Source organism: Rhizobium mayense (assembly GCF_030272705.1).
GTDB classification, from domain to species: domain Bacteria; phylum Pseudomonadota; class Alphaproteobacteria; order Rhizobiales; family Rhizobiaceae; genus Rhizobium; species Rhizobium mayense.
Window position 1 is genome coordinate 88,647 of sequence record NZ_JARFYM010000005.1, and the last position, 21,948, is coordinate 110,594.

Annotated in this window: 23 protein-coding genes; 21 read left to right on the forward strand and 2 right to left on the reverse strand. The window is 60.0% G+C overall.

All coding sequences use genetic code 11. From position 1 onward, the window contains the following. Positions 1–11 precede the first annotated feature (11 nt). The 20 genes from PY649_RS09225 to PY649_RS09320 all read left to right on the forward strand — a co-directional run bounded on the left by PY649_RS09225 (position 12) and on the right by PY649_RS09320 (position 19,894). The gene (locus PY649_RS09225) at positions 12–305 is read left to right on the forward strand and encodes a hypothetical protein (protein WP_285867991.1); all 294 of its coding nucleotides are present in this window, start codon (positions 12–14) and stop codon (positions 303–305) included. 261 nt (positions 306–566) lie between these two features. Continuing rightward, positions 567–3,482: a [protein-PII] uridylyltransferase gene (locus PY649_RS09230; RefSeq protein WP_285867992.1), complete on the forward strand. Its 2,916-nt coding sequence runs from the start codon at positions 567–569 to the stop codon at positions 3,480–3,482. Then, positions 3,479–5,080 (forward strand): murein biosynthesis integral membrane protein MurJ, encoded by a 1,602-nt coding sequence (gene murJ / locus PY649_RS09235; protein ID WP_285867993.1) that lies wholly within the window; start codon positions 3,479–3,481, stop codon positions 5,078–5,080. The genes PY649_RS09230 and murJ overlap by 4 nt, the downstream gene beginning before the upstream one ends. 263 nt (positions 5,081–5,343) lie before the next feature. Continuing rightward, the gene (locus tag PY649_RS09240) at positions 5,344–5,736 is read left to right on the forward strand and encodes a VOC family protein (protein ID WP_285867994.1); all 393 of its coding nucleotides are present in this window, start codon (positions 5,344–5,346) and stop codon (positions 5,734–5,736) included. Positions 5,737–5,848: 112 nt separating this feature from the next. After that, a complete protein-coding gene (gene trpS / locus PY649_RS09245) occupies positions 5,849–6,913 on the forward strand; it encodes a tryptophan--tRNA ligase (protein WP_285867995.1) in 1,065 nt (354 codons plus the stop codon). A gap of 73 nt (positions 6,914–6,986) precedes the next feature. Then, positions 6,987–7,478: a universal stress protein gene (locus tag PY649_RS09250; protein WP_285867996.1), complete on the forward strand. Its 492-nt coding sequence runs from the start codon at positions 6,987–6,989 to the stop codon at positions 7,476–7,478. A gap of 132 nt (positions 7,479–7,610) precedes the next feature. Next, on the forward strand, positions 7,611–8,177 hold the full coding sequence (locus PY649_RS09255) for a NifU family protein (RefSeq protein ID WP_285867997.1): 567 nt from the start codon (positions 7,611–7,613) through the stop codon (positions 8,175–8,177). A 123-nt stretch (positions 8,178–8,300) separates the two neighbouring features. After that, the gene (gene tsaB, locus PY649_RS09260; RefSeq protein ID WP_285867999.1) at positions 8,301–8,957 is read left to right on the forward strand and encodes a tRNA (adenosine(37)-N6)-threonylcarbamoyltransferase complex dimerization subunit type 1 TsaB; all 657 of its coding nucleotides are present in this window, start codon (positions 8,301–8,303) and stop codon (positions 8,955–8,957) included. A gap of 2 nt (positions 8,958–8,959) precedes the next feature. Further along, positions 8,960–9,454 (forward strand): GNAT family N-acetyltransferase, encoded by a 495-nt coding sequence (locus PY649_RS09265; protein WP_285868000.1) that lies wholly within the window; start codon positions 8,960–8,962, stop codon positions 9,452–9,454. 38 nt (positions 9,455–9,492) lie between these two features. Continuing rightward, entirely contained in the window at positions 9,493–9,939 is a 447-nt protein-coding gene (locus PY649_RS09270) for a Fur family transcriptional regulator (protein ID WP_285868001.1), read from the forward strand. 30 nt (positions 9,940–9,969) lie between these two features. Continuing rightward, entirely contained in the window at positions 9,970–10,767 is a 798-nt protein-coding gene (olsA, locus tag PY649_RS09275) for a lyso-ornithine lipid O-acyltransferase (RefSeq protein WP_285868002.1), read from the forward strand. 60 nt (positions 10,768–10,827) lie between these two features. Next, the gene (miaB, locus tag PY649_RS09280; RefSeq protein WP_285868003.1) at positions 10,828–12,240 is read left to right on the forward strand and encodes a tRNA (N6-isopentenyl adenosine(37)-C2)-methylthiotransferase MiaB; all 1,413 of its coding nucleotides are present in this window, start codon (positions 10,828–10,830) and stop codon (positions 12,238–12,240) included. A 30-nt stretch (positions 12,241–12,270) separates the two neighbouring features. After that, complete coding sequence (locus tag PY649_RS09285; protein WP_285868004.1) at positions 12,271–13,329, forward strand: PhoH family protein; 1,059 nt, start codon at positions 12,271–12,273, stop codon at positions 13,327–13,329. After that, positions 13,329–13,835 (forward strand): rRNA maturation RNase YbeY, encoded by a 507-nt coding sequence (gene ybeY, locus PY649_RS09290; RefSeq protein WP_285868005.1) that lies wholly within the window; start codon positions 13,329–13,331, stop codon positions 13,833–13,835. The genes PY649_RS09285 and ybeY overlap by 1 nt, the downstream gene beginning before the upstream one ends. A 25-nt stretch (positions 13,836–13,860) precedes the next feature. After that, a complete protein-coding gene (locus tag PY649_RS09295) occupies positions 13,861–15,039 on the forward strand; it encodes a hemolysin family protein (RefSeq protein WP_285868006.1) in 1,179 nt (392 codons plus the stop codon). 79 nt (positions 15,040–15,118) lie between these two features. Beyond that, positions 15,119–16,717, forward strand: coding sequence for an apolipoprotein N-acyltransferase (gene lnt / locus PY649_RS09300; protein WP_285868007.1), 1,599 nt, complete (start codon positions 15,119–15,121; stop codon positions 16,715–16,717). 151 nt (positions 16,718–16,868) lie between these two features. Next, complete coding sequence (locus PY649_RS09305; RefSeq protein ID WP_120706223.1) at positions 16,869–17,288, forward strand: helix-turn-helix domain-containing protein; 420 nt, start codon at positions 16,869–16,871, stop codon at positions 17,286–17,288. Positions 17,289–17,475: 187 nt separating this feature from the next. After that, positions 17,476–18,729: a methionine adenosyltransferase gene (gene metK, locus PY649_RS09310; protein ID WP_285868009.1), complete on the forward strand. Its 1,254-nt coding sequence runs from the start codon at positions 17,476–17,478 to the stop codon at positions 18,727–18,729. After that, a complete protein-coding gene (gene trmB / locus PY649_RS09315) occupies positions 18,726–19,427 on the forward strand; it encodes a tRNA (guanine(46)-N(7))-methyltransferase TrmB (RefSeq protein WP_285868011.1) in 702 nt (233 codons plus the stop codon). The genes metK and trmB overlap by 4 nt, the downstream gene beginning before the upstream one ends. Positions 19,428–19,486: 59 nt before the next feature. Next, the gene (locus PY649_RS09320) at positions 19,487–19,894 is read left to right on the forward strand and encodes a DUF4279 domain-containing protein (RefSeq protein WP_285868012.1); all 408 of its coding nucleotides are present in this window, start codon (positions 19,487–19,489) and stop codon (positions 19,892–19,894) included. Positions 19,895–19,970: 76 nt separating this feature from the next. Here the strand turns inward: PY649_RS09320 and PY649_RS09325 are convergent, their stop codons facing one another. Together PY649_RS09325 and PY649_RS09330 are read right to left on the reverse strand one after the other, a co-directional pair. Further along, positions 19,971–20,228, reverse strand: a complete 258-nt coding sequence (locus PY649_RS09325; protein WP_285868013.1) for a BQ00720 family protein — start codon at positions 20,226–20,228, stop codon at positions 19,971–19,973. Between the two features lie 45 nt (positions 20,229–20,273). Next, entirely contained in the window at positions 20,274–20,705 is a 432-nt protein-coding gene (locus PY649_RS09330; protein ID WP_120703003.1) for an Hsp20 family protein, read from the reverse strand. Positions 20,706–20,932: 227 nt separating this feature from the next. On the opposite strand from PY649_RS09330, the gene PY649_RS09335 reads away from it, so the two are divergent. Further along, on the forward strand, positions 20,933–21,877 hold the full coding sequence (locus PY649_RS09335; RefSeq protein ID WP_285868014.1) for a nucleoside hydrolase: 945 nt from the start codon (positions 20,933–20,935) through the stop codon (positions 21,875–21,877). The last annotated feature ends 71 nt before the right edge of the window (positions 21,878–21,948 follow it).

Below are 21,948 nucleotides of genomic sequence, written 5' to 3' on the forward strand. Positions count from 1 at the left end.
AGGATAATCCGATGCATATCGAACATCTTCTCGCCGAGGTCCGCATCCTTGCCGAGCGTTTTTCTCCGATAGCGGCCCGTGGCAAGATCTGCGGCGAGGGCGATCCGCCGGATTGCGAATCCGATCGCGGGCTCCTCAATATCGCCCTGTCCTGCAGCCGGATTTCCGACATCAGCTCAAACATAGCCAAAGCCGGCTATTGGGAATGTGAACGGGAAATGCTGATGCAGATCGGCGCCCAATCGCGAAACATATTGTATAGCATAAACGAACTCAGACGGTCGCTTGAGGTGCCGCAGCCCTAAAACGGCCGATTTCTGCATTAAGAGCCGTCATTCTTCGTCTACTTTGGCCCGATGGAACTCCCGAAGCCGCTGATTCGGGAATTTGGCCTAGAGCGCCGTGCGTTCATTTGAACGCACAAAGGTCGCTCTAGTCTTTTGAATCTAGAGCATCTTATCCGCCTGCAGGTGATGCCACCTGAAAGCGGGATGCTCTAGGGCTGAATTATGAGGATTCGGGCGTAGAATGCCTGTGTCAATCGCCGGGCAAAGAGGCTATAGCGCATGCAGACGAAAAGACAGGCGCGCCGGAAATGGGCCGCGGTCAATGAACAGGATCCCGGTCGGCAGAGCATGGTGACGCATGACATCGATTTTTCCGTCATTCTCGACGTCCCCGCGCTGAGGGCGGACTGCGAGACCCTCGCCAAGCGCCATGAGGACCAAAAGGACCAGCGCTCCGCTCTTCTTGCATTGCTGAAGAAGGCAAGCCAGGAAGGCCGCGAAAACGCGCGCCGCCTGCTTTCCGAAGATGGCAGCGGGCTCGATTGCGCCTACCGCATTTCCTGGCTGCAGGATCAGATCATCACCGTCCTCTACGACTTCACGGTCCGCGACGTCTATCCGAAGCAGAAGGGCAACTTCGCCATAACTGCCGTTGGCGGCTATGGGCGCGACACGCTCGCCCCCGGCTCGGATATCGACCTTCTGTTCCTCTTCAAGCCGAAGCCTGCGGAGGAGACGCACAAGGCGGTGGAGTTCATTCTCTACATGCTCTGGGACATGGGGCTCAAGGTCGGCCACGCCACGCGCACCCTTGAAGAATGTATCCGCCAGGCAAAGTCCGACATGACGGTGCGCACCGCCGTTCTCGAAACGCGCTATATCTGCGGCAATGAGCCCTTGGCGCGCGAGCTAGAATCGCGTTTCGACAAGGAAATCGTGACCAATACCGGCCCGGAATTCATCGCCGCCAAGCTCGCCGAGCGCGACGAGCGCCATCGCAAGGCCGGCGACACCCGCTATCTGGTCGAGCCGAACGTCAAGGAAGGCAAAGGCGGCCTGCGCGACCTGCATACGCTGTTCTGGATCTCGAAATATTACTACCACGTCCGCGATGCTGCCGATCTGGTAAAGCTCGGCGTGCTGTCGAAGCAGGAATACCGTCTCTTCCAGAAGGCCGAGGATTTCCTCTGGGCCGTGCGCTGCCACATGCATTTCCTGACCGGCAAGGCGGAGGAGCGGCTCTCCTTCGACATCCAGCGTGAGATTGCCGAGGCGCTTGGTTATCATGCCCGCCCTGGCCTGTCCGCCGTCGAGCGCTTCATGAAGCACTACTTCCTCGTCGCCAAGGATGTGGGGGATCTCACCCGCATCCTCTGCGCGGCGCTTGAGGACCAGCAGGCCAAGGCGACGCCGGGCCTGACCGGCGTCATCAGCCGCTTCGCCCATCGCTCGCGCAAGATCCCCGGCACGCTCGAGTTCGTCGAGGATCGCGGCCGCATCGCACTCGCCAATCCCGATGTTTTCAAGCGCGACCCGGTGAACCTCATCAGGCTGTTTTTCGTCGCCGACATCAACGGGCTGGAATTTCATCCTGACGCCCTGAAGCGGGTCACCCGCTCGCTGGGGCTGATCGACAACGACCTGCGCGAGAACGAAGAGGCAAACCGTCTGTTCCTTGCCATCCTCACCTCGAAGCGCGACCCGGAGCTGATCCTTCGCCGCATGAATGAGGCCGGCGTGCTCGGCCGCTTCATTCCGGAATTCGGCAAGATCGTCTCGATGATGCAGTTCAATATGTATCATCACTATACGGTCGACGAGCATCTGATCCGCACTGTCGACGTGCTCTCGGAGATCGACAAGGGCAAGGCCGAGGAGATCCATCCGCTGGTCAACAAGCTGATGCCCGGTATCGAAGACCGCGATGCGCTCTATGTCGCCGTGCTGTTGCATGATATCGCCAAGGGCCGGGAAGAAGATCACTCGGACGCCGGTGCCAAGGTGGCGCGCAAGCTTGGCCCCCGTTTCGGCCTGTCGCCGAAGCAGACAGAGCTGGTCGTCTGGCTGATCCAGGAGCACCTGACGATGTCGATGGTCGCTCAGACCCGCGACCTTACCGACCGCAAGACCATCATCGATTTTGCCGATCGCGTGCAGTCGCTCGACCGGTTGAAGATGTTGCTGATCCTGACCGTGTGCGACATTCGCGCCGTCGGTCCCGGGGTTTGGAACGGCTGGAAGGGCCAGCTTCTGCGTACGCTCTACTACGAGACCGAATTGCTGCTTGCCGGCGGTTTTTCGGAAGTGTCGCGCAAGGAGCGGGCGGAAGAAGCAGCCAAGGCGCTCGAAAAGGCACTGGGGGACTGGAGCCAGAAGGAGCGCAAGGCCTATGTCAAGCTGCACTACCAGCCCTATCTCCTGTCCGTGCCGCTGGAAGATCAGATCCGCCATACGCAATTCATTCGCCAGACCGACAAATCGGGTCAGGTTCTGGCGACCATGGTGCGAACCGACAGTTTCCACGCCATCACGGAAATCACCGTGTTGTCGCCTGACCACCCGCGCCTCTTGACCGTCATAGCCGGCGCCTGCGCTGCCGCGGGCGCCAATATCGCCGATGCGCAGATTTTTACGACGTCGGACGGTCGTGCGCTGGACACCATCCATGTCAGCCGCGAGTTCGCCGACGACGCGGACGAGCTGCGGCGCGCCGCTACCATCGGCAAGATGATCGAGGATGTGCTTGCCGGCCGCAAGCGCCTGCCGGAAGTCATTGCCACCCGTACCAAGAACCGCCGCAAGAACAAGGCCTTCGTCATTCCGCCATCGGTGACGATCTCCAACAGCTTGTCGAACAAGTTCACCGTCATCGAAGTCGAATGCCTCGACCGCCCCGGCCTTCTCTCGGAAATCACCGCGGTTCTCTCGGATCTGTCGCTCGATATCCAGTCGGCACGCATCACCACCTTCGGTGAAAAGGTCATCGACACCTTCTATGTGACCGATCTCGTCGGGCAGAAAATCTCCAACGAAAACAAGCGAGCCAATATCACCGCTCGCCTGAAGGCGGTGATGGCCGGCGAAGAGGACGAGATGCGCGAGCGCATGCCGTCCGGTATCATCGCGCCCGCTGTTACGCGGTCGCCTGCCGTTGAAAAGCTCAATACTGAAAAGAAAGCCGGTTCAGCCGCATGAGTCTGGTCAAGAAATTCATCACCGTCGGCGGCGCGACGCTTGGAAGCCGCATCTTCGGGTTTGCCCGCGAAACCCTGATGGCCGCTGCCCTCGGCACGGGGCCGATGGCCGACGTCTTTTATGCCGCCTTCCGCTTCCCGAACCTGTTCCGCCGCCTGTTTGCCGAAGGTGCCTTCAACGCTGCTTTCGTGCCGCTCTTCGCCAAGGAGATCGAGGCGCATGGCATCGAGGGCGCCAAGCGGTTTTCCGAGGAAGTCTTTGGCGTTCTCTTCTCGGTCCTGCTGCTGATCACCATCGTCATGGAACTGGCCATGCCGCTCCTGGTGCGTTGGGTCATCGCGCCTGGTTTCGCCGATGATGCCGAGAAATTCGACCTGACGGTCCGGTTGGCCGCCTTGATGTTCCCCTATCTCATGTCGATGTCGCTGACGGCGATGATGAGCGGCATGCTGAATTCGCTGCATCGTTTCTTCGCCGCCGCCGTGGCTCCGATCTTCCTCAACCTGGTGATGATCAGCGCGCTGTTCTACGCGATCTATTACGGCGCCGATCCGCTGAGCACCGCCTGGTACCTGTCCTGGTCGGTGCTGGTGGCGGGCGTGCTGCAGCTGGCCGTCGTCTATATCGGCGTGCGTCATGCCGGCATCAATATCGGCCTGCGCTTTCCGCGCTTCACGCCCAATGTCAAGCGGCTCCTGTTTCTTGCCATCCCGGCGGCCATCACCGGCGGTGTCACCCAGATCAATCTGGTGATCGGCCAGGCGATCGCCTCGGGCAAGGAAGGCGCGATCGCCGCCCTGCAATATGCAGACCGCATCTACCAGCTGCCGCTCGGCGTCGTCGGCGTCGCGGTCGGAATCGTGCTTCTGCCGGAACTGGCCCGTTCGCTGAAGTCAGGCCATATCAAGGAAGCCGCCAATATCCAGAACCGCTCGATCGAATTCGTGCTGTTCCTGACCCTGCCGGCCGCTGTCGCCCTCTGGCTTCTCTCCGACGATATCATCCGCGTGCTTTACGAGCGCGGCGCCTTTAATCCGAACAATACAACGCTGGTCGGCTCCATCCTCGCCATCTTCGGCCTCGGCCTGCCGGCTTTCGTGCTGATCAAGGCGCTGCAGCCCGGCTTTTATGCCCGCGAAGATACGAAATCGCCGATGCGCTACACGGCGGTCGCCGTCTTCGTCAATTCGGCGCTGTCCATCCTGCTTTTCCCGGTGCTGGCCGAACGCGGCATTGCGCTCGCCGAGGCGGTTGCCGGATGGCTGAACGCTGTGCAGCTCTTCGTCACGCTCTATCGCCGCGGACATCTCGCCTGGGAATGGTCGCTGGCGCGCCGCACCGTCATGCTGCTCGTCTCCTCCGCCGTCATGGGCGGCGTCATCGTATATTTGTCACATCGCTGGGAGCCGCTTCTGGCGTCCAGCTCGACGCTGCTCACCAAGGCCGGCGTCCTGGGCTTGCTCATATTGATTGCGATGGTGGTGTATTTCGTTGTCGCCTTCCTGATCGGCGGCGTGGATTTGGGCATGGTACGCCGCAATTTGAAGCGCAAGCCGCCAACTCCCGCGCCGGATGCGAAGGTTGTGAACGGGGAGTAAGCGGCCAAATTAGAGGAAGGTATACGTTGGGCCTTTGGCGCCGCTCTGTCACTGTCGTGACATCTCCCCCACAAGGGGGATCGTTGGGAGTCTGGCGCGTCGCGGGAAAGCAATAGACTCAGCTTCTGCGGATGCGATATTTGTTTCAAGCGTAGAGGGCGCCACGCGTTACCGATCTCCACCCTTGTGGGGAGATGTCACGAAGCGACAGAGGGGGTGTACACTCTCCGCAAACTCGCAATCAATTCGATCCCGGAGCTCCTATGCCCCAATCCCTGTTCCTCGTAACCCTCGTCGTGGACGACTACGACCGCGCCAAGGCCTTCTATTGCGATTGTCTCGGCTTCGAGTGCTTGTCTGACCAAGTGCAGCCAGAGGGCAAGCGGTGGGTGATGGTGAAGCCGAAGGGTGAAGAGGGGGCAGCATTACTTCTGGCCCAGGCTGCCAGCGAAAGCCAGCGCGCTGCCATCGGCCATCAGACTGGCGGCCGCGTCGGCTTCTTTCTCAAGACCGACTATTTTGCTCGCGACCATGCGGCAATGCTTGCTAAGGGCGTGCGATTTTTGGAGGAGCCGCGCCATGAAGTTTACGGTACGGTAGCCGTGTTTGCCGACCTTTACGGCAACACCTGGGATTTGATCCAGCATTCTTCTTGAGAGGCGATGGATATCCTCTTGATCCCTAGCTGTCTGCCGTGCATAAGCCGGCCGAACACCAGGGGTCGAGCGCAAGCTCGCCCGGGCCCTCCACAAGCCTTTTGAGGACGACATGACCGAATTCAAGCCGCTCGTATTCTCCGGCGTTCAGCCGACCGGCAATCTCCATCTTGGCAATTATCTCGGCGCGATCCGCAAGTTCGTGGCGCTGCAGGCAAACAACGACTGCATCTATTGCGTGGTCGACATGCATGCGCTGACGGCTCAGCTCGTGCATGAGGACATGCCAGGCCAGATCCGTTCGATCACTGCCGCATTCCTCGCCGCCGGCATCGATCCGGAAAAGCATATCGTCTTCAACCAGTCGGCCGTGCCGCAGCATGCCGAGCTTGCCTGGATATTCAACTGCGTCGCCCGCATCGGCTGGATGAACCGTATGACGCAGTTCAAGGACAAGGCTGGCAAGGACCGGGAGCAAGCCTCCCTCGGCCTCTACGCTTATCCTAGCCTGATGGCGGCCGACATTCTCGTCTATCGTGCTACCCACGTGCCCGTCGGCGACGACCAGAAGCAGCATCTGGAGCTGACCCGCGACATCGCCATGAAGTTCAATCTGGACTACATGGAGCACATTCGTCGTTCGGGCTATGGCATCGACATCACCGTCGGCGACGAGCCGGTGCATGCCTATTTCCCGATGGTCGAGCCGCTGATCGACGGTCCGGCACCGCGCGTCATGTCGCTCCGCGACGGCACCAAGAAGATGTCGAAATCGGATGCTTCGGATCTGTCGCGCATCAACTTGCTCGACGACGAAGAAAATATTTCGAAGAAGATCCGCAAGGCCAAGACCGATCCGGACGGCTTGCCGAGCGAGATCGCCGGCCTTGCCGGCCGCCCGGAGGCCGATAACCTTGTCGGTATCTATGCTGCGCTTGCCGACAAGTCGAAGGCGGACGTTCTTGCGGCATTCGGCGGCCAGCAGTTCTCGGTCTTCAAGCCGGCACTAGTCGATCTGGCCGTGCATGTGCTCTCGCCGATCACCGGCGAAATGCGCCGCCTGATGGCCGATCCCGGCCACATCGACAACGTTCTGCGCGATGGCAGCGCCCGTGCCCGTGCCCGTGCCGAAGTGACGATGAAGCAAGTCCGCGATATTATTGGCTTTATCTATTGATTATCTCGTGAAGGCAGCCCCCGTATGAAACGGGGGCTTGCAAAACGCCCCGGTCAAGTGTCAGACTTGAGCCATGGTATCAAAACGTCTCTCACGCCTCGAAGGTCATCGCCGCAAGTTCATGGCGGTCATCGACGGCACTCCTGAATGCCAGCGTGCCGTCCACTATGCTGGTCGGCGCGCCAAGAATTCCAATGGCGGCCTGGTGCTCCTCTTTGTGATCCCTGAAGGCGATTTCCAGCAATGGCTGGGTGTCGAAGAGATCATGCGGGCTGAAGCGCGCGAGGAGGCCGAGGCGGCGACGGCCAAGGCGGCGCAGATCGTGCGTGAGAATATCGGCATCGATCCGGAGGTCGTCATTCGCGAAGGCGCGGCTGCCGAGCAGATCAATGCAGTGATCGAGGAAGACCGGGATATTGCGCTTCTCGTTCTTGCCGCCGGTTCGGCCAAGGAAGGACCAGGGCCGCTGGTGTCTTCGATTGCGGGACGTGCCGCAGCCTTTCCGATCCCCGTGACGGTGCTGCCGGATACGCTGACGAATGAGGAAATCGACGCCCTCAGCTGAGTTCTTTTGGGCTATTTCTTGAGAATCAGTCTCTTGAATAGAGCAGCCAAAAAGCCTATTTTCCTTTGAAATATTCTAAAGTCGGATAGCACTGAAGCGGCATGGGCTTCGGTCTGCCGCATGGAGATCAAGATGTTCATTCAAACCGAAGCGACGCCAAACCCCGCAACCCTGAAGTTCCTGCCGGGCAAGGTGGTCATGGAAAGCGGCACCGCCGAATTCCGCAGCGCCGAGGAAGCGGAAGTCTCGCCGCTCGCCGCCCGCATCTTCGAGATCCCCGGTGTTAGCGGCGTCTATTTCGGTTACGACTTCATCTCTGTCTCCAAGGAAGGTCAGGAGTGGCAGCATCTGAAGCCCGCCATCCTCGGTTCGATCATGGAGCATTTCATGTCCGGCAAGCCGGTCATGGGCGAAAGCTCGGTCCTCTCCGAAGTGCAGGATGCCGGCGGTGAGTTCTTCGATGCGGATGACGAATCGATTGTGCTGACCATCAAGGAATTGCTCGAAACCCGCGTTCGTCCGGCTGTTGCCCAGGATGGCGGCGACATCACCTTCCGCGGCTTTCGTGACGGCAAGGTCTACCTCAATATGAAGGGATCGTGCTCCGGCTGCCCGTCGTCGACGGCGACGCTGAAGCACGGCATACAGAATCTGCTGCGCCATTTCGTTCCGGAAGTGCAGGAAGTCGAAGCCGTTTGAGCATGATCCCAAAAGTGCAGAGCGGTTTTTGGATAGGATTATGCAAGAACGAGACGCTGGCGCGTTGGGACATTCGAAGACAAGTCAACCGCGCTTTGAGCGCGGCTTTTCGGAAAAGTTGTGATGATCGTACTGGCGCTCGACACGGCAGGTGTGGATTGCGCTGCCGCTGTGTATGATAGCGGCAGTGATTCTGTGATTGGGGAGGTCACGGAAACGATTGGGCGAGGACATGCCGAACATTTGATGGATGTTGTCGACCGGGCGCTGGCTGAAGCCGGTATAGCGCTCGCTGCAGTGGAACGTGTGGTCGTGACCGTCGGTCCGGGCTCCTTCACCGGCATCCGCATCGGCGTTGCCGCTGCCCGTGGTTTCGCGCTCTCCCTGAACGTTCCCGCTGTCGGCGTCACGACCCTTGAAGTTATGGCGGCTGCCGTGCGGGAGACGAATCCGGGTAAGTCGGTTCTGGCCGCCATCGACGCCAAGCGCGAGGAGATCTATCTCCAGTCGTTCGATGCCGATGGCCATCCGCTGGATGAGGCGCGCGCCGTAGCGATCGATGAAGCGCGTGCGATCGCCGATGCTTTCGACGGCGTCGTTACCGGCTCGGCTGTTGCCCGGCTCGGCGGCTTGCCGCCCGCGGCGCGGCCTGATGCCTTTCCGATTGCCACCGTCGCCCGGCTGGGCGCTGCCAAGCCTGTCAGCGAAAAGCCGAAGCCGCTTTATCTTCGCGGGCCTGACGCCAGACCACAGGCAGGGTACGCAGTCGCCAGGGTATGACCATGCTCGAATCCTATCTCACCCTGAAAGCCGAATACGAGATCGTTCCGATGCAGTTGCGGGATTGCGTCGAGGTGGCGGCGCTGCACGGTGAACGTTTTTCGCGCGTTTGGGACGATAGCGAGTTTCAAAATCTTTTATCGCAGGACACGACCTTCGGCTTCGTCGCCCGCCAGACCAACGCCATTTTGAAAAAGCCGCTTCCAGGCTTCGTGCTGGCACGGCATGCCGCGGGCGAGGCGGAAATCCTGACGGTTGCCGTCAATGCCAAGCTTGGCCGCACCGGTCTCGGCTGGCGGCTGATGCAGGCGGCGTTGCGCGAGGCGCGCAACCGCGGCGGCGAAACCATGTTTCTGGAGGTCGACGGTGCCAACCAGCCTGCCCTCGGTCTCTACCGCAAGCTTGGTTTCGAGAAGGTCGGCGAGCGCAAGGCCTATTATGTCGATGAAAGCGGCGCGAAATCGACGGCGCTTGTCATGCGCCGTGTTCTTCGCTAGTCCGTTGTCCTAGACGAATAGACCGAAGACCGAATGCGATGAACGATCCCGTAAAATCCCTCGAGGAGCTTTGCGCCGAGCGCGGCATGCGCATGACGGAGCAGCGGAGAGTCATTGCGCGCATTATCGAGAGTTCCGAGGATCATCCGGATGTCGAGGAGCTGCACCGCCGCTCCATCAAGGTCGATACGAAAATCTCGATTTCGACCGTCTACCGCACCGTAAAGCTTTTCGAGGATGCCGGCATCATCGCCCGCCATGACTTCCGTGACGGACGTTCGCGTTACGAGACCGTGCCGGAAGAGCATCACGATCACCTGATCGATCTGAAGAGCGGCGAAGTGATCGAATTTCGCTCGCCGGAGATCGAGGCGCTGCAGGAGCGCATCGCCCGCGAATACGGTTTCAAGCTCGTCGACCATCGGCTGGAGCTCTACGGCATCCCGCTGAAAAAGGATGAGCCCGTGAAGAAGGACGAACGCTGAGGTGGCGGCGGTCGTGCGGGAGCGAATGACTTGGTGACCTGGCTGCGAGTGGCCTGTGCCCTCCTCGTCATCTGCGCCGTCAGCCTCGTCATGCTGCCGCTGCAGATTCTCTGCCTGCGCTTCGATTGGAAGCTCAGGCGCTATCTGCCGCGTTATTGGCATCGCATCATCTGCTATTGCCTCGGCATTCGTGTCAATGTCATCGGAAAGGTCGAACAGCGTCGACCATTGATGCTGGCCGTGAACCACGCCTCCTGGCTTGATATTCTCGTGCTGTCCTCCATCGCCGACGTTGCCTTCATCGCCAAGGCGGAAGTGCGCGATTGGCCGATCTTCGGTCTCCTCGCCCAATGGCAAAAGAGCGTGTTCGTCGTTCGCGAGCAGAAGCGCAAGACGGGCGATCAGGTGAGCGAGATCGCCGAGCGCATGGCCGACGGCGAAATCATGGTCTTGTTTCCAGAAGGCACGACATCGGATGGCAACCGACTGCTGGAGGTCAAATCCTCGTTGTTCGGCGCCGCAGCGGCCGCCCTGCCGAAAGCGCCTGATGCGGTCGTTCATGTCCAGCCGGTCGCTGTCGCGTATACGCGCGTCCACGGTATCGCCATGGGCCGCTATTATCGTCCCCTGGCGGCCTGGCCAGGCGACATAGAGTTGATGCCGCATCTCAAGGGCATTTTCGGCTGCGGGGCGATCGATGTCGATGTCTGCTTCGGCGAGGCGGTGGATTATCGTGCCGATACCAACCGCAAGGAGGTCAGCGCCACCGTCGCGCGACGCATTCGCACAATGCTGGCAAGCCGGTTGCTTGGCCGCGAGATCGCCTGATATTCAAGCGATTTTAACTTTTCCATTTTCTCCGGAAGCAAAAGTCACTACATAGCGGCCATGAACAAGGATAGTGCACTTCTCGATGCCCCGCAGCCCAATGCTTTAGAGATTGGTCTCCGCGATGGCTCCAACAGCCGTAAGGTCTTCATCAAGACCTATGGCTGCCAGATGAATGTCTACGACTCGACGCGGATGAGCGATGCGCTTGCCCGCGATGGCTATGAGCCGACCGAGGACATGGAAGAAGCCGATCTCGTCCTCCTGAACACCTGCCATATCCGCGAGAAGGCGGCCGAGAAGGTCTATTCCGCGCTCGGGCGCCTGCGCGAGATGAAGAAGCGCAAGGCCGCCGATGGCCGCGACATGATGATCGGCGTCACCGGCTGCGTCGCCCAGGCGGAGGGCGAGGAAATCCTCCGTCGCGCGCCCGCCGTCGATGTGGTCATTGGCCCGCAGACCTATCACCGCCTGCCGGACGCGCTGCGCCGGGCCAAGGAAGGCCAGCGTGTCGTCGATACGGAATATGCGATCGAGGATAAGTTCGAACATTTGCCGATCGCCGAGGCGACGAAGATCCGCGCCCGCGGCGTCACGGCCTTCCTGACGGTGCAGGAGGGTTGCGACAAGTTCTGCACTTTCTGTGTCGTGCCCTATACGCGCGGTTCCGAAGTCTCCCGCCCGGTCGCCCAGATCGTGGAAGAAGCTCAGAAACTTGTGGATGGCGGCGTACGCGAAATCACCCTGCTCGGCCAGAATGTCAACGCCTGGCACGGAACCGGACCGACGGGCGAAGCCTGGAGCCTCGGCGATTTGCTCTATAGGCTGGCTGAAATTCCGGGCCTCGCCCGGCTGCGTTACACCACCAGCCACCCGCGCGACATGGACGACCGGCTGATAGCGGCCCATCGCGACCTGCGCACGCTGATGCCCTATCTGCATCTGCCGGTTCAGTCCGGTTCCGATCGCATCCTCAAGGCGATGAATCGGCGGCATACGGCTGCGGAATATCTTGCTCTGATCGAAAAAATCCGCACGGCACGCCCAGATATCGCCCTTTCGGGTGATTTCATTGTGGGTTTCCCGGGGGAGACAGAGGAGGATTTTGCGGATACACTTCGCCTGGTAGAGGAGGTGAACTATGCGCAAGCCTTCTCGTTCAAATATTCGACGCGCCCTGGAACACCGGGCGCGGAATTGAAGGGCCAAGTGCCGGAAGAGATCAAGGCGGAACGGCTGGAACGGTTGCAGGCGCTGCTTTTGAAGCAGCAGCACGCTTTCGCTGACGCCTGTGTCGGCAAAGTGGTCGATATCCTACTGGAAAAGCCGGGCCGCATGCCGGGTCAGTTGATTGGCCGGTCCCTCTGGCTGCAATCTGTGAATGTTGATGCAAAAGCATCGCAAATCGGTGACATTATCAACGTACGAATCATCGGAACCAGCACGAACAGCCTTTTTGCTGAGTTGCTTTAGGTTCCGGACGAGGCAAAGGAGCCGGACCGCTTGAACGGACAGGAATTGGTTTCTTCTTCATCGCGCCAGCCACGCACCGCGAGCGACGCCAATCACTTCATCCTGACGTTCGAGAACAATCGGTTCGCCAGCGAACTTTTCGGACAGTTCGATCAGAACTTGAAGCTGCTCGAGGAGCGCCTTGGTATCGACGCGCGTGCCCGCGGCAATTCCGTTATCATCACCGGCGATGTGCTGGCCACCAACCAGGCGCGCCGCACCCTCGACTATCTATATGATAAGCTGCAGAAAGGTGGGCATGTGGAGCGCTCCGACGTGGAAGGTGCAATTCGCATGGCGGTTGCCGCCGATGACCAACTGACGCTGCCGACGATGGAGAAAAAAGCCAAGCTGACGATGGCGCAGATTTCGACGCGCAAGAAGACGATCATCGCGCGCACGCCGACTCAGGACGCCTATATCAGGGCGATGGACCGTTCCGAAATGGTTTTCGGCGTCGGTCCGGCCGGTACCGGCAAGACCTATCTCGCCGTCGCCCATGCCGCCCAGCTTCTGGAGCGCGGCGCGGTCGAGAAGATCATCCTGTCGCGCCCGGCCGTCGAAGCCGGTGAACGTCTCGGCTTCCTGCCCGGCGACATGAAGGAGAAGGTCGATCCCTATCTCCGTCCGCTTTATGACGCGCTCTACGATATGATGCCGGGCGACAAGGTCGAACGCGCCATCGCCGCCGGCGTCATCGAGATCGCCCCGCTCGCCTTCATGCGCGGCCGCACGCTTCCCAACGCCGCCGTCATCCTCGACGAGGCGCAGAACACAACGTCGATGCAGATGAAGATGTTCCTGACGCGTCTTGGCGAAAATTCGCGCATGATCATTACCGGCGATCCGAGCCAGATCGACCTGCCGCGCGGTGTCAAATCCGGGCTGGTGGAAGCCTTGCAGCTCCTCAACGGCGTTGAAGGGATCACCATCGTCCGCTTCAAGGACACGGACGTCGTCCGACATCCGCTGGTGGCGCGCATCGTCAGAGCTTACGACTCGAACTATGCCGCCCCCGTTGAGGGCAGCGAGGCCGATCCGCAGATCTGATGGCCGAACTCGATATACAAATCAGCGTCGAGGCGGGCGTTTGGCCCTCCGAGGAAGAGTTGCAGGTTCTGGCCGAGCGCGTGCTGGGCGCGGCTGCGATTTATCTTGAGAAAAATGAGAAGCAGCCTTTTCCGCAAATGGCGCCGGAATTGTCGCTGGTCTTTACCGATGATGCCTCGATCCGTGAGATCAATGCGGAATGGCGTGAACAGGACAAGGCGACCAACGTCCTGTCTTTCCCCGCTTTTCCGCTGGTGCCCGGCGGTAAACCCGGCCCGATGCTCGGCGACATCATCATCGCCAAAGAGACGGTGGAGCGGGAAGCCGTCGAGCTGGAAAAGAGTTTTGATGACCATCTGACCCACTTGATGGTGCATGGTTTCTTGCATCTCTTCGGCTACGACCATATGAATAATAGCGAAGCCGAAAGAATGGAGGGGCTGGAGACTCGCATTTTGGCGGGGCTTGGCCTATCTGATCCCTATGCGGGGCAGGACCCCATTTGACTTGAACCCTGTCTGATCAGGAACAATGAGCGACTTTACGACAAGACCGGCCGCCGAGGCCAAAGACGGTGCTGAAACCGCCTCCTCCTCTGATGAGGCGGGCAGTAGTAGCGGCAAACGATCACATTCTTCCTTCTGGGCCCGTGCTGCGCGCATTCTGCGCCCAGCTCAAGGATCGTCGCGGCTGCGCGAGGATCTCGCCGACGCGTTGATGACCGGCGCCACCGATGACGATGCCTTCTCGCCGGACGAGCGGGCGATGCTGCACAATATCCTCCGCTTCCGCGAGGTGCGTGTCGAGGACGTCATGGTGCCGCGCGCCGATATCGAGGCGGTCGACCAGAACATTACCATCGGCGAATTGATGATCCTGTTCGAAGAAAGCGGCCGCTCACGCATGCCGGTCTATGCCGATACGCTCGATGATCCGCGCGGCATGGTGCATATCCGCGATCTCCTGTCCTATGTCGCCAAGCAGGCGCGCAACAAGCGCCGCGGCAGCAATGGCAAGACGGCCGCCGCTGCGGCGTCCGCGTCGGCTGCGAGCCCGGCTGAAAAGCCGCCGCGCTCGGCCAAGCCGAATTTCGACCTTTCGCGCGTCGACCTGCAGAAGACATTGGCCGAAGCCGGCATCATTCGAAAAATCCTGTTCGTGCCACCTTCCATGCTGGCGTCCGATCTGCTCCGCCGCATGCAGGTCAACCGCACCCAGATGGCGCTCGTCATCGACGAATATGGCGGCACCGACGGCCTCGCCTCGCACGAGGATATCGTCGAAATGGTCGTCGGCGACATCGACGACGAACATGACGACGAAGAAGTCATGTTCAAGCGCGTCTCCGAAGACGTTTTCGTCGCCGATGCCCGCGTTGAGCTGGAGGAGATCGCGGCCGCCATCGGCCCGGATTTCGACATCAGCGAGCAGGTGGACGAAGTGGATACGCTCGGCGGCCTGATCTTCTCGGCGCTCGGCCGTATCCCGGTGCGCGGCGAGCTCGTCCAGGCGCTGCCCGGCTTCGAATTCCATATTCTCGATGCCGATCCGCGCCGCATCAAACGGGTGCGCATCACCCGCAAGCGTCATGCCTTGCGCCGCCGTCCGACAAAGGCGGAAGGCGAGGCTGGCGCGCTAGAGCGCGACCTGCCTTCACCGGATGCGCTGCCGGACGAGCCCGCGGCAGAACAGAACACCGCGACCCCATGATTGGCGCTTCAACAGGACAAATCGCTGCTTTTTTGAAAGACTGCGGCCAATTGATTCGCAGTTTGGACGGAGCGCGCGCATGGAACGGCTTTCGGGCAGGGTAATCCTCGTCTGGGGTTTCAAGCGCGCTTTTCTTGCCATCCTGGCCGGAGCCATCGGTGTCCTCGCGCTGCCGCCTTTCGGCTTCTTCGCGGCGATGTTCGTCTCCTTCACGCTGCTTGTCTGGTTGCTGGATGGTACTGCCGCCGGTCCCGATAGCGGTTTTCTTGGCCGTCTCTGGCCGGCTTTTGCCATCGGCTGGCTGTTCGGCTTCGGTTATTTCGTCGCCGGTCTCTGGTGGCTCGGCCATGCGCTTCTGATCGACGCCGATCAATTTGCCTGGGCGCTGCCGCTGGCGATTCTCGGCCTGCCGGCCTTTCTGGCGATCTTTTACGGTGTGGCGGCAGTGCTGGCCCGCCTGCTCTGGTCCGATGGCGTGGGGCGTATTGCCGCACTCGCCTTCGCCTTTGGGCTACTGGAATGGCTGCGCAGCTTCCTGTTTACAGGCTTTCCCTGGAATGCCATCGGCTATGGCGCCATGCCCACACCGCTGATGATGCAGTCCGCACATGTGATCGGCGTACTCGGCGTCACCGTGCTTGCAGTCTTCGTTTTCGCAGCCCCGGCATTGCTTGGAACACGTCAAGGTCGGGTGCCGGGGATCGGGCTCGCCGTGCTCATCGCCGCCGCGCATTTCGGTTATGGCTATTACGCGCTCCACCTGCCGGAACCATCGGCGGGCAGCAAGACGGCGCCGGTGGTGCGCATCGTCCAGCCGGCGATCGATCAGGAAGCCAAGATGGATACGGATGCCGATCGCGCCGCCATCTTCGACAAGCATCTCTCGCTCTCGGTCCAGCCGCCGGTCAATGGCGGCAAGCGGCCCGACATCATCGTCTGGCCGGAAACCGCTATCCCCTTCATTTTGACGGATAATCAGGACGCGCTGACCCGCATTGCCGATCAGCTCGACGACGACCAGATCCTGATCACCGGTGCTGTGCGCGTCGAGGACATGGGTCCCGGTCTCGAGCCGCGTTATTATAATTCAATCTATGTCATCGACGGGCGAGGCCAAATTATCGGCGCCACCGACAAGACCCATCTAGTGCCTTTCGGCGAGTACGTGCCCTTCGAAAACATCCTCGGCTATCTCGGAATTCAGAATGTCATCGAGCTGCCCGGCGGCTTTTCAGCGGCCGCCAGCCGGCAATTGCTGACGCTGCCAAGCGGCATCAAACTCTATCCGCTGATTTGTTACGAGATCATCTTTCCGAACGAAATGACACCGGAAATCCGGCAGGCCGATGCCATTCTAAACGTTACGAACGATGCCTGGTTCGGCGATACGCCAGGGCCCTATCAGCATTTCCTGCAGGCGCGGGTGAGGGCTGTCGAACAGGGGCTGCCGCTGATTCGCAGCGCGAATACGGGGATCTCCGCCTATGTCGACGCTCACGGACGTTTGATTTCCGGAATTGACTTTAGTCAGCAAGGATTCGTAGACGCCACTTTGAGTGGCGCAACCGTATCGCGTATCGACGATAGCGTACGAAAAGCATACTTCTGGTTGATCGTAGGGGTGGTCGGTATAATCGCTGTGATTTCACGCATGGGTTTTATTTCAAGGGCGAATTGACCAAAAAACCCTAAAATTGCATAGTGGTTGCTGTCCGCCTTTTGAACGTAAACTAGATACCGAGTGGGCGTCGGCTGCAACGTGGCGTTATAGGGGTGGTTAAGGGCACCGGATGGCAGGACCTGAATTCAACCTATGTTAGGGCTATATGATGATTGAGAACAAAAAAAAGCCGAACCCTATCGACATCCACGTCGGTAGCCGTATCCGCCTCCGCCGCACCATGCTGGGCATGAGCCAGGAGAAACTCGGTGAGAGTCTCGGAATCACTTTCCAGCAGATTCAAAAATATGAGAAGGGCACCAACCGCGTTGGCGCCAGCCGTCTTCAGAATATTTCCAGCATTCTTAACGTTCCCGTTTCCTTCTTCTTCGAGGATGCTCCCGGCGAACACGCGACCACCGCCGGCGGCATGGCCGAAGCCTCCAGCTCCAATTACGTTGTCGACTTTCTCTCCTCCTCCGAAGGCCTGCAGCTCAATCGCGCTTTCGTGAAGATCTCCGACGGCAAGGTCCGCCGCAAGGTGGTGGAACTCGTCAAGGCGCTCGCAGCCGAGGCAGACGCGGAATAAGCGTTTCGAAACTGCCCTGCACCGGCAAAGTTGAAAGGCGGTCATTTTGGCCGCCTTTTGCATGTTTATGGCAAAATTTTATCACTTCCGATGAGATATAAAGATATATTTATGTCCTTCTGCGACTTGTTTTTCGGGCTCGACGCGAATATCAAAAGCGGAGTTTGTTCTTTGAGGGGAATCCCACATGCGCGCGAATTATCTGTTTACCAGTGAGTCTGTTGCCGAAGGTCACCCGGATAAAGTCTGTGACCGTATCTCCGACGAAATCGTCGATCTGGTCTACCGCGAAGCCGCAAAGACCGGCATTAACCCCTGGGGCGTGCGCATTGCCTGCGAGACCCTTGCCACCACCAACCGCGTCGTCATTGCCGGCGAAGTTCGTCTGCCGCCGAGCCTGATGAAGAAGGACAAGGACGGCAAAGACGTCATCAATCCCTCGAAGTTCAAGGCCGCCGCCCGCCGCGCCATCAAGGATATCGGTTACGAGCAGGACGGCTTCCACTGGAAGAAGGCGCGCATCGACGTGCTGCTGCATTCGCAGTCCGCCGACATTGCCCAGGGCGTTGACAACGCCGCCGACCAGCAGGGTGACGAGGGTGCCGGCGACCAGGGCATCATGTTCGGCTATGCCTGCCGCGAAACGCCGGACCTTATGCCGGCGCCGATCTATTACTCGCACAAGATCCTGCAGTTGCTCGCAACCGCCCGCAAGAAGGGCGACGGTGAAGTCGCCAAGCTTGGTCCGGACGCCAAGAGCCAGGTGACCGTTCGCTACGTCGACGGTAAGCCGCACGAGGTGACCTCGATCGTGCTTTCCACCCAGCATCTCGATGACAGCTGGGATTCGAAGAAGGTTCGCGCCGTTGTCGAACCCTATATCCGCGAAGCTCTCGGCGACCTGAAGATCGCGGCCGACTGCAACTGGTACATCAACCCGACCGGCAAGTTCGTCATCGGCGGTCCGGATGGTGATGCTGGCCTGACCGGTCGCAAGATCATCGTCGATACCTACGGCGGTGCTGCTCCGCACGGCGGCGGCGCCTTTTCCGGCAAGGACACGACCAAGGTCGACCGATCCGCGGCCTATGCTGCGCGCTACCTCGCCAAGAACGTCGTTGCCGCCGCTCTTGCCGACCGTTGCACGATCCAGCTCTCCTACGCCATCGGCGTTGCTCAGCCGCTGTCGATCTATGTCGACCTCCATGGCACCGGCAAGGGCGTCAGCGAGGACCAGATCGAAGCGGCTATCCGCAAGAATATGGACCTGTCGCCGACCGGCATCCGCCGCCATCTCGACCTCAATAAGCCGATCTACGCCAAGACCTCGGCTTACGGCCATTTCGGCCGCAAGGCGGGCCGTGACGGCTCGTTCTCCTGGGAGCGCACGGACCTCGTCAAGGCGCTCAAGGAAGCCGTAAAGACCCGGGAAGCTGCATGACCGATACGGAGCGCCGGTCGCGGGCGACGGAAGCATTTTTCGGCCGGCGCAAGGGAAAAGCCCTGCGCGGCCAGCAGGCCGAAAGGCTGGAAGCGCTGCTGCCGCGATATCTCCTCGACCTTTCCGCACCGGCGCCTCGACCGCTGAATGAGCTATTTCCGGCGTCGACCGAACGTCTGCGCCTGGAAATAGGCTTCGGCGGCGGCGAGCACCTGATCCACCGGGCGCTGGAACATCCGGCGACCGGCTTTATCGGCGTCGAGCCTTTCATCAATTCCATGCAGAAACTGCTCGCCCGCGTCGAGGAGACCGGCGCGCGCAACATCCGCGTCTATAACGACGATGCCACGCAATTGCTGGATTGGCTGCCGGACGCCTGCCTCGACCAGATCGATCTGCTCTATCCCGATCCATGGCCGAAGAAAAAGCACTGGAAGCGCCGCTTCGTCTCGCAGGTGAATCTCAACCGGTTCCACCGCGTTCTGAAACCCGACGCCCTATTCTGCTTCGCCTCCGACATCGATACCTATGTGAACTGGACGCTGCAGCATTGCCAGGCCCATGGCGGTTTCGAATGGACGGCGCGAAACGCCGCCGACTGGCTGACGCCCTACGAGGGCTGGCCGAGCACGCGCTATGAAGCCAAGGCACGGCGCGAAGGCCGGTCTTCGGCCTATCTGACGTTCTGTCGCGTTTGACCTGATATCGTTGGATCATCCTGCATTGCAATCGACTTTTGATGCCATAGGCTGCCGGAATGAGCGACTATCAGTTTCGAATTTCTCTACGCATATGGCATCCGGAGTTTGATCCGGCATCTATCGCCGCAGCCGTCGGATTACGGCCGGTAGCGGCCTATCAAGCCGGAGAACCCATGCGCGGAAGCGATGGGCAGCTTCTGAACATGGTATCGGAAGCCAATTATTGCACCTTCGAACTTGCCGCCGGCGAGCGCGTTTCGTTGGCGGAAACGCTTTCTGGCATCCTCGCCAAGCTGGAAAGTCGCGCGGAAGGGTTGGCGGCACTCAAGGAGAGCGGCGGCGAATTGGAGCTTTTCATCGGCTGGTTCATCGACGGCAATGGCGGAGATACATTTCCACCCGAGCTTCTGGGGCAAGCATCAAGGCTGGGGATCGCGCTGGCGTTCGACGTTTATGGAGCGTGAGAACGCTGCGAGGCGCTTAGGCCGGAAAAACCACAGCCTGGCACGGTCGGCCGCTTAATCGCTGCGTCCACGAGCCTCAATGCAAGCTGACTGTCTTCAGCTCGTCCTCGGCGGCCTTGTAGAAGGTGCTGGACCGATTGTCGGTCAGTAGGATCGGGGTGCCATCGGCGCCGAAGAGGGCCCAGAGGTCGACGTTCGGATCGATTTCAGGGGCCTCCGGGAAGCAACGGGAAACTTCGTCCGAATGCATTTTCCTGACATAGGCAACCTCGCCAGAACCAATGTCGGCGAGTTCGGATTGGGTCAGGCGGGCAGTGGCTTCTCTCAATAGCATATTCGTACCTCCAGTATGAGGGACCAGCGGCAATCTGCCGTTGTCTTACTGTGAGACCGAAATGTTAATTTTCTTTACCATGCGGTCCGGTTCGGGCCGAATGAGATCGACCGAGAGCAGGCCGTTCTTCAACACGGCGCCAAGCACTTGCATGCCGTCGGCCAAAACGAAGACGCGCTGAAATTGGCGGGCCGCAATGCCGCGATAGAGATAATCGCGTTCCTCATGCTCCACCTGTCGCCCGCGGATCAAAAGCTGGTTTTCTTCCGTGGTGATATCGAGTTCGTCTTCTGAGAAGCCGGCAACGGCAAGCGTAATGCGCAGGCGCTCGGGCTCGCCAGATACCCGGTCGGCGCGCATGCGTTCGATATTGTAAGGGGGATAGCCGTCACTGGCCTTGGAAATCCGCTCCAGCGTTTTTTCCATGGTATCAAAGCCCAGAAGCAGTGGGCTCGCAAAGGGAGTCGTCCGGCTCATCGTCTCAAGTCCTTGGTAGCAAGCGACCTTTCCGGACCTGATCTTTCAGCATCCGGTTACCTATAATATGGGAGCAGAGGCAGGGGAGTGCAAGGAGCAAGCCTTTCGCATTTGCGAGATCGATGTCATGCGAAAGTGTCAATTGTTGCATCCCATGCGGCTGCTTGACAAAGCTCAATCGGGCTCGCATCAAGACTGCGGATCTGCACCGGAGGAAAGCCACTGACATGACAGAGCCCAGAAAAATTATCATTGATACCGATCCCGGCCAGGACGACGCCGCCGCGATTTTGCTCGCCTTCGGGAGCCGCGAGGAGATCGACGTGCTCGGCATCACAGCGGTTGCCGGCAATGTGCCCCTGCGGCTGACGAGCCGCAATGCGCGCATCGTCTGCGAGCTCTGCAATCGCCGTGATGTGAAGGTCTTCGCCGGCGCCGACGCACCGCTCAAGCGCAAGCTGGTTACCGCCGAACATGTCCACGGCAAGACCGGCCTCGACGGCCCTGACCTGCCGGAGCCGACCATGGAGCTTCAGCCCGGCCATGCCGTCGACTTCATCATCGAGACCCTGCGCAACGAGCCGGCAGGCGCGGTCACGCTCTGCACGCTCGGCCCGCTCACCAATATCGCGCTCGCCTTCCAGAAGGCGCCCGACATCGTCGCTCGCGTCCGCGAGCTGGTGATGATGGGCGGCGGCTTTTTCGAGGGGGGCAACATCACGCCGGCCGCCGAGTTCAACATCTATGTCGACCCAGAGGCTGCCGATATCGTCTTCCGCTCCGGCGTGCCCATCGTCATGATGCCGCTCGACGTGACCCATCAGCTTTTGACTCGCAAGGATCGCGTGGCGCGCATCGCATCCGTAGGCACCGCTCCGGCCAAAGCCATGGTCGAGATGCTGGAATTCTTCGAGCGCTTCGACATCGAAAAATACGGCTCAGATGGCGGCCCGCTGCACGACCCGACCGTCATTGCCTATCTGCTGAAGCCGGAACTGTTCAAGGGCCGCGATTGCAATGTCGAGATTGAGGTCACGTCGGAACTGACCGTTGGCATGACCGTCGTCGACTGGTGGCATGTCACCGACCGCAAGCACAACGCCAAGGTCATGCGCTTCGTCGACGCCGACGGCTTCTTCTCGCTGCTGACAGAGCGTTTTGCGCGCATCTGACATTTGCCTATAGCCTAAAAATGAAAAGGCCGCCGGATCGCTCCGGCGGCCTTTGCGTCTGCAATACGCCG

What these genes read in the sequence shown, in the direction of transcription:
- PY649_RS09335 (WP_285868014.1), top strand. Translation starts at nt 20,933, where the DNA reads ATGACAGAGCCCAGAAAAATTATCATTGATACCGATCCCGGCCAGGAC.
- PY649_RS09295 (WP_285868006.1), top strand. Translation starts at nt 13,861, where the DNA reads ATGAGCGACTTTACGACAAGACCGGCCGCCGAGGCCAAAGACGGTGCT.
- tsaB (WP_285867999.1), top strand. Translation starts at nt 8,301, where the DNA reads ATGATCGTACTGGCGCTCGACACGGCAGGTGTGGATTGCGCTGCCGCT.
- PY649_RS09325 (WP_285868013.1), bottom strand. Translation starts at nt 20,228, where the DNA reads ATGCTATTGAGAGAAGCCACTGCCCGCCTGACCCAATCCGAACTCGCC.
- murJ (WP_285867993.1), top strand. Translation starts at nt 3,479, where the DNA reads ATGAGTCTGGTCAAGAAATTCATCACCGTCGGCGGCGCGACGCTTGGA.
- PY649_RS09225 (WP_285867991.1), top strand. Translation starts at nt 12, where the DNA reads ATGCATATCGAACATCTTCTCGCCGAGGTCCGCATCCTTGCCGAGCGT.
- PY649_RS09265 (WP_285868000.1), top strand. Translation starts at nt 8,960, where the DNA reads ATGCTCGAATCCTATCTCACCCTGAAAGCCGAATACGAGATCGTTCCG.
- PY649_RS09330 (WP_120703003.1), bottom strand. Translation starts at nt 20,705, where the DNA reads ATGAGCCGGACGACTCCCTTTGCGAGCCCACTGCTTCTGGGCTTTGAT.
- PY649_RS09250 (WP_285867996.1), top strand. Translation starts at nt 6,987, where the DNA reads ATGGTATCAAAACGTCTCTCACGCCTCGAAGGTCATCGCCGCAAGTTC.
- PY649_RS09270 (WP_285868001.1), top strand. Translation starts at nt 9,493, where the DNA reads ATGAACGATCCCGTAAAATCCCTCGAGGAGCTTTGCGCCGAGCGCGGC.
- lnt (WP_285868007.1), top strand. Translation starts at nt 15,119, where the DNA reads ATGGAACGGCTTTCGGGCAGGGTAATCCTCGTCTGGGGTTTCAAGCGC.
- metK (WP_285868009.1), top strand. Translation starts at nt 17,476, where the DNA reads ATGCGCGCGAATTATCTGTTTACCAGTGAGTCTGTTGCCGAAGGTCAC.
- ybeY (WP_285868005.1), top strand. Translation starts at nt 13,329, where the DNA reads ATGGCCGAACTCGATATACAAATCAGCGTCGAGGCGGGCGTTTGGCCC.
- trpS (WP_285867995.1), top strand. Translation starts at nt 5,849, where the DNA reads ATGACCGAATTCAAGCCGCTCGTATTCTCCGGCGTTCAGCCGACCGGC.
- PY649_RS09230 (WP_285867992.1), top strand. Translation starts at nt 567, where the DNA reads ATGCAGACGAAAAGACAGGCGCGCCGGAAATGGGCCGCGGTCAATGAA.
- PY649_RS09320 (WP_285868012.1), top strand. Translation starts at nt 19,487, where the DNA reads ATGAGCGACTATCAGTTTCGAATTTCTCTACGCATATGGCATCCGGAG.
- trmB (WP_285868011.1), top strand. Translation starts at nt 18,726, where the DNA reads ATGACCGATACGGAGCGCCGGTCGCGGGCGACGGAAGCATTTTTCGGC.
- PY649_RS09255 (WP_285867997.1), top strand. Translation starts at nt 7,611, where the DNA reads ATGTTCATTCAAACCGAAGCGACGCCAAACCCCGCAACCCTGAAGTTC.
- PY649_RS09305 (WP_120706223.1), top strand. Translation starts at nt 16,869, where the DNA reads ATGATTGAGAACAAAAAAAAGCCGAACCCTATCGACATCCACGTCGGT.
- miaB (WP_285868003.1), top strand. Translation starts at nt 10,828, where the DNA reads ATGAACAAGGATAGTGCACTTCTCGATGCCCCGCAGCCCAATGCTTTA.
- PY649_RS09240 (WP_285867994.1), top strand. Translation starts at nt 5,344, where the DNA reads ATGCCCCAATCCCTGTTCCTCGTAACCCTCGTCGTGGACGACTACGAC.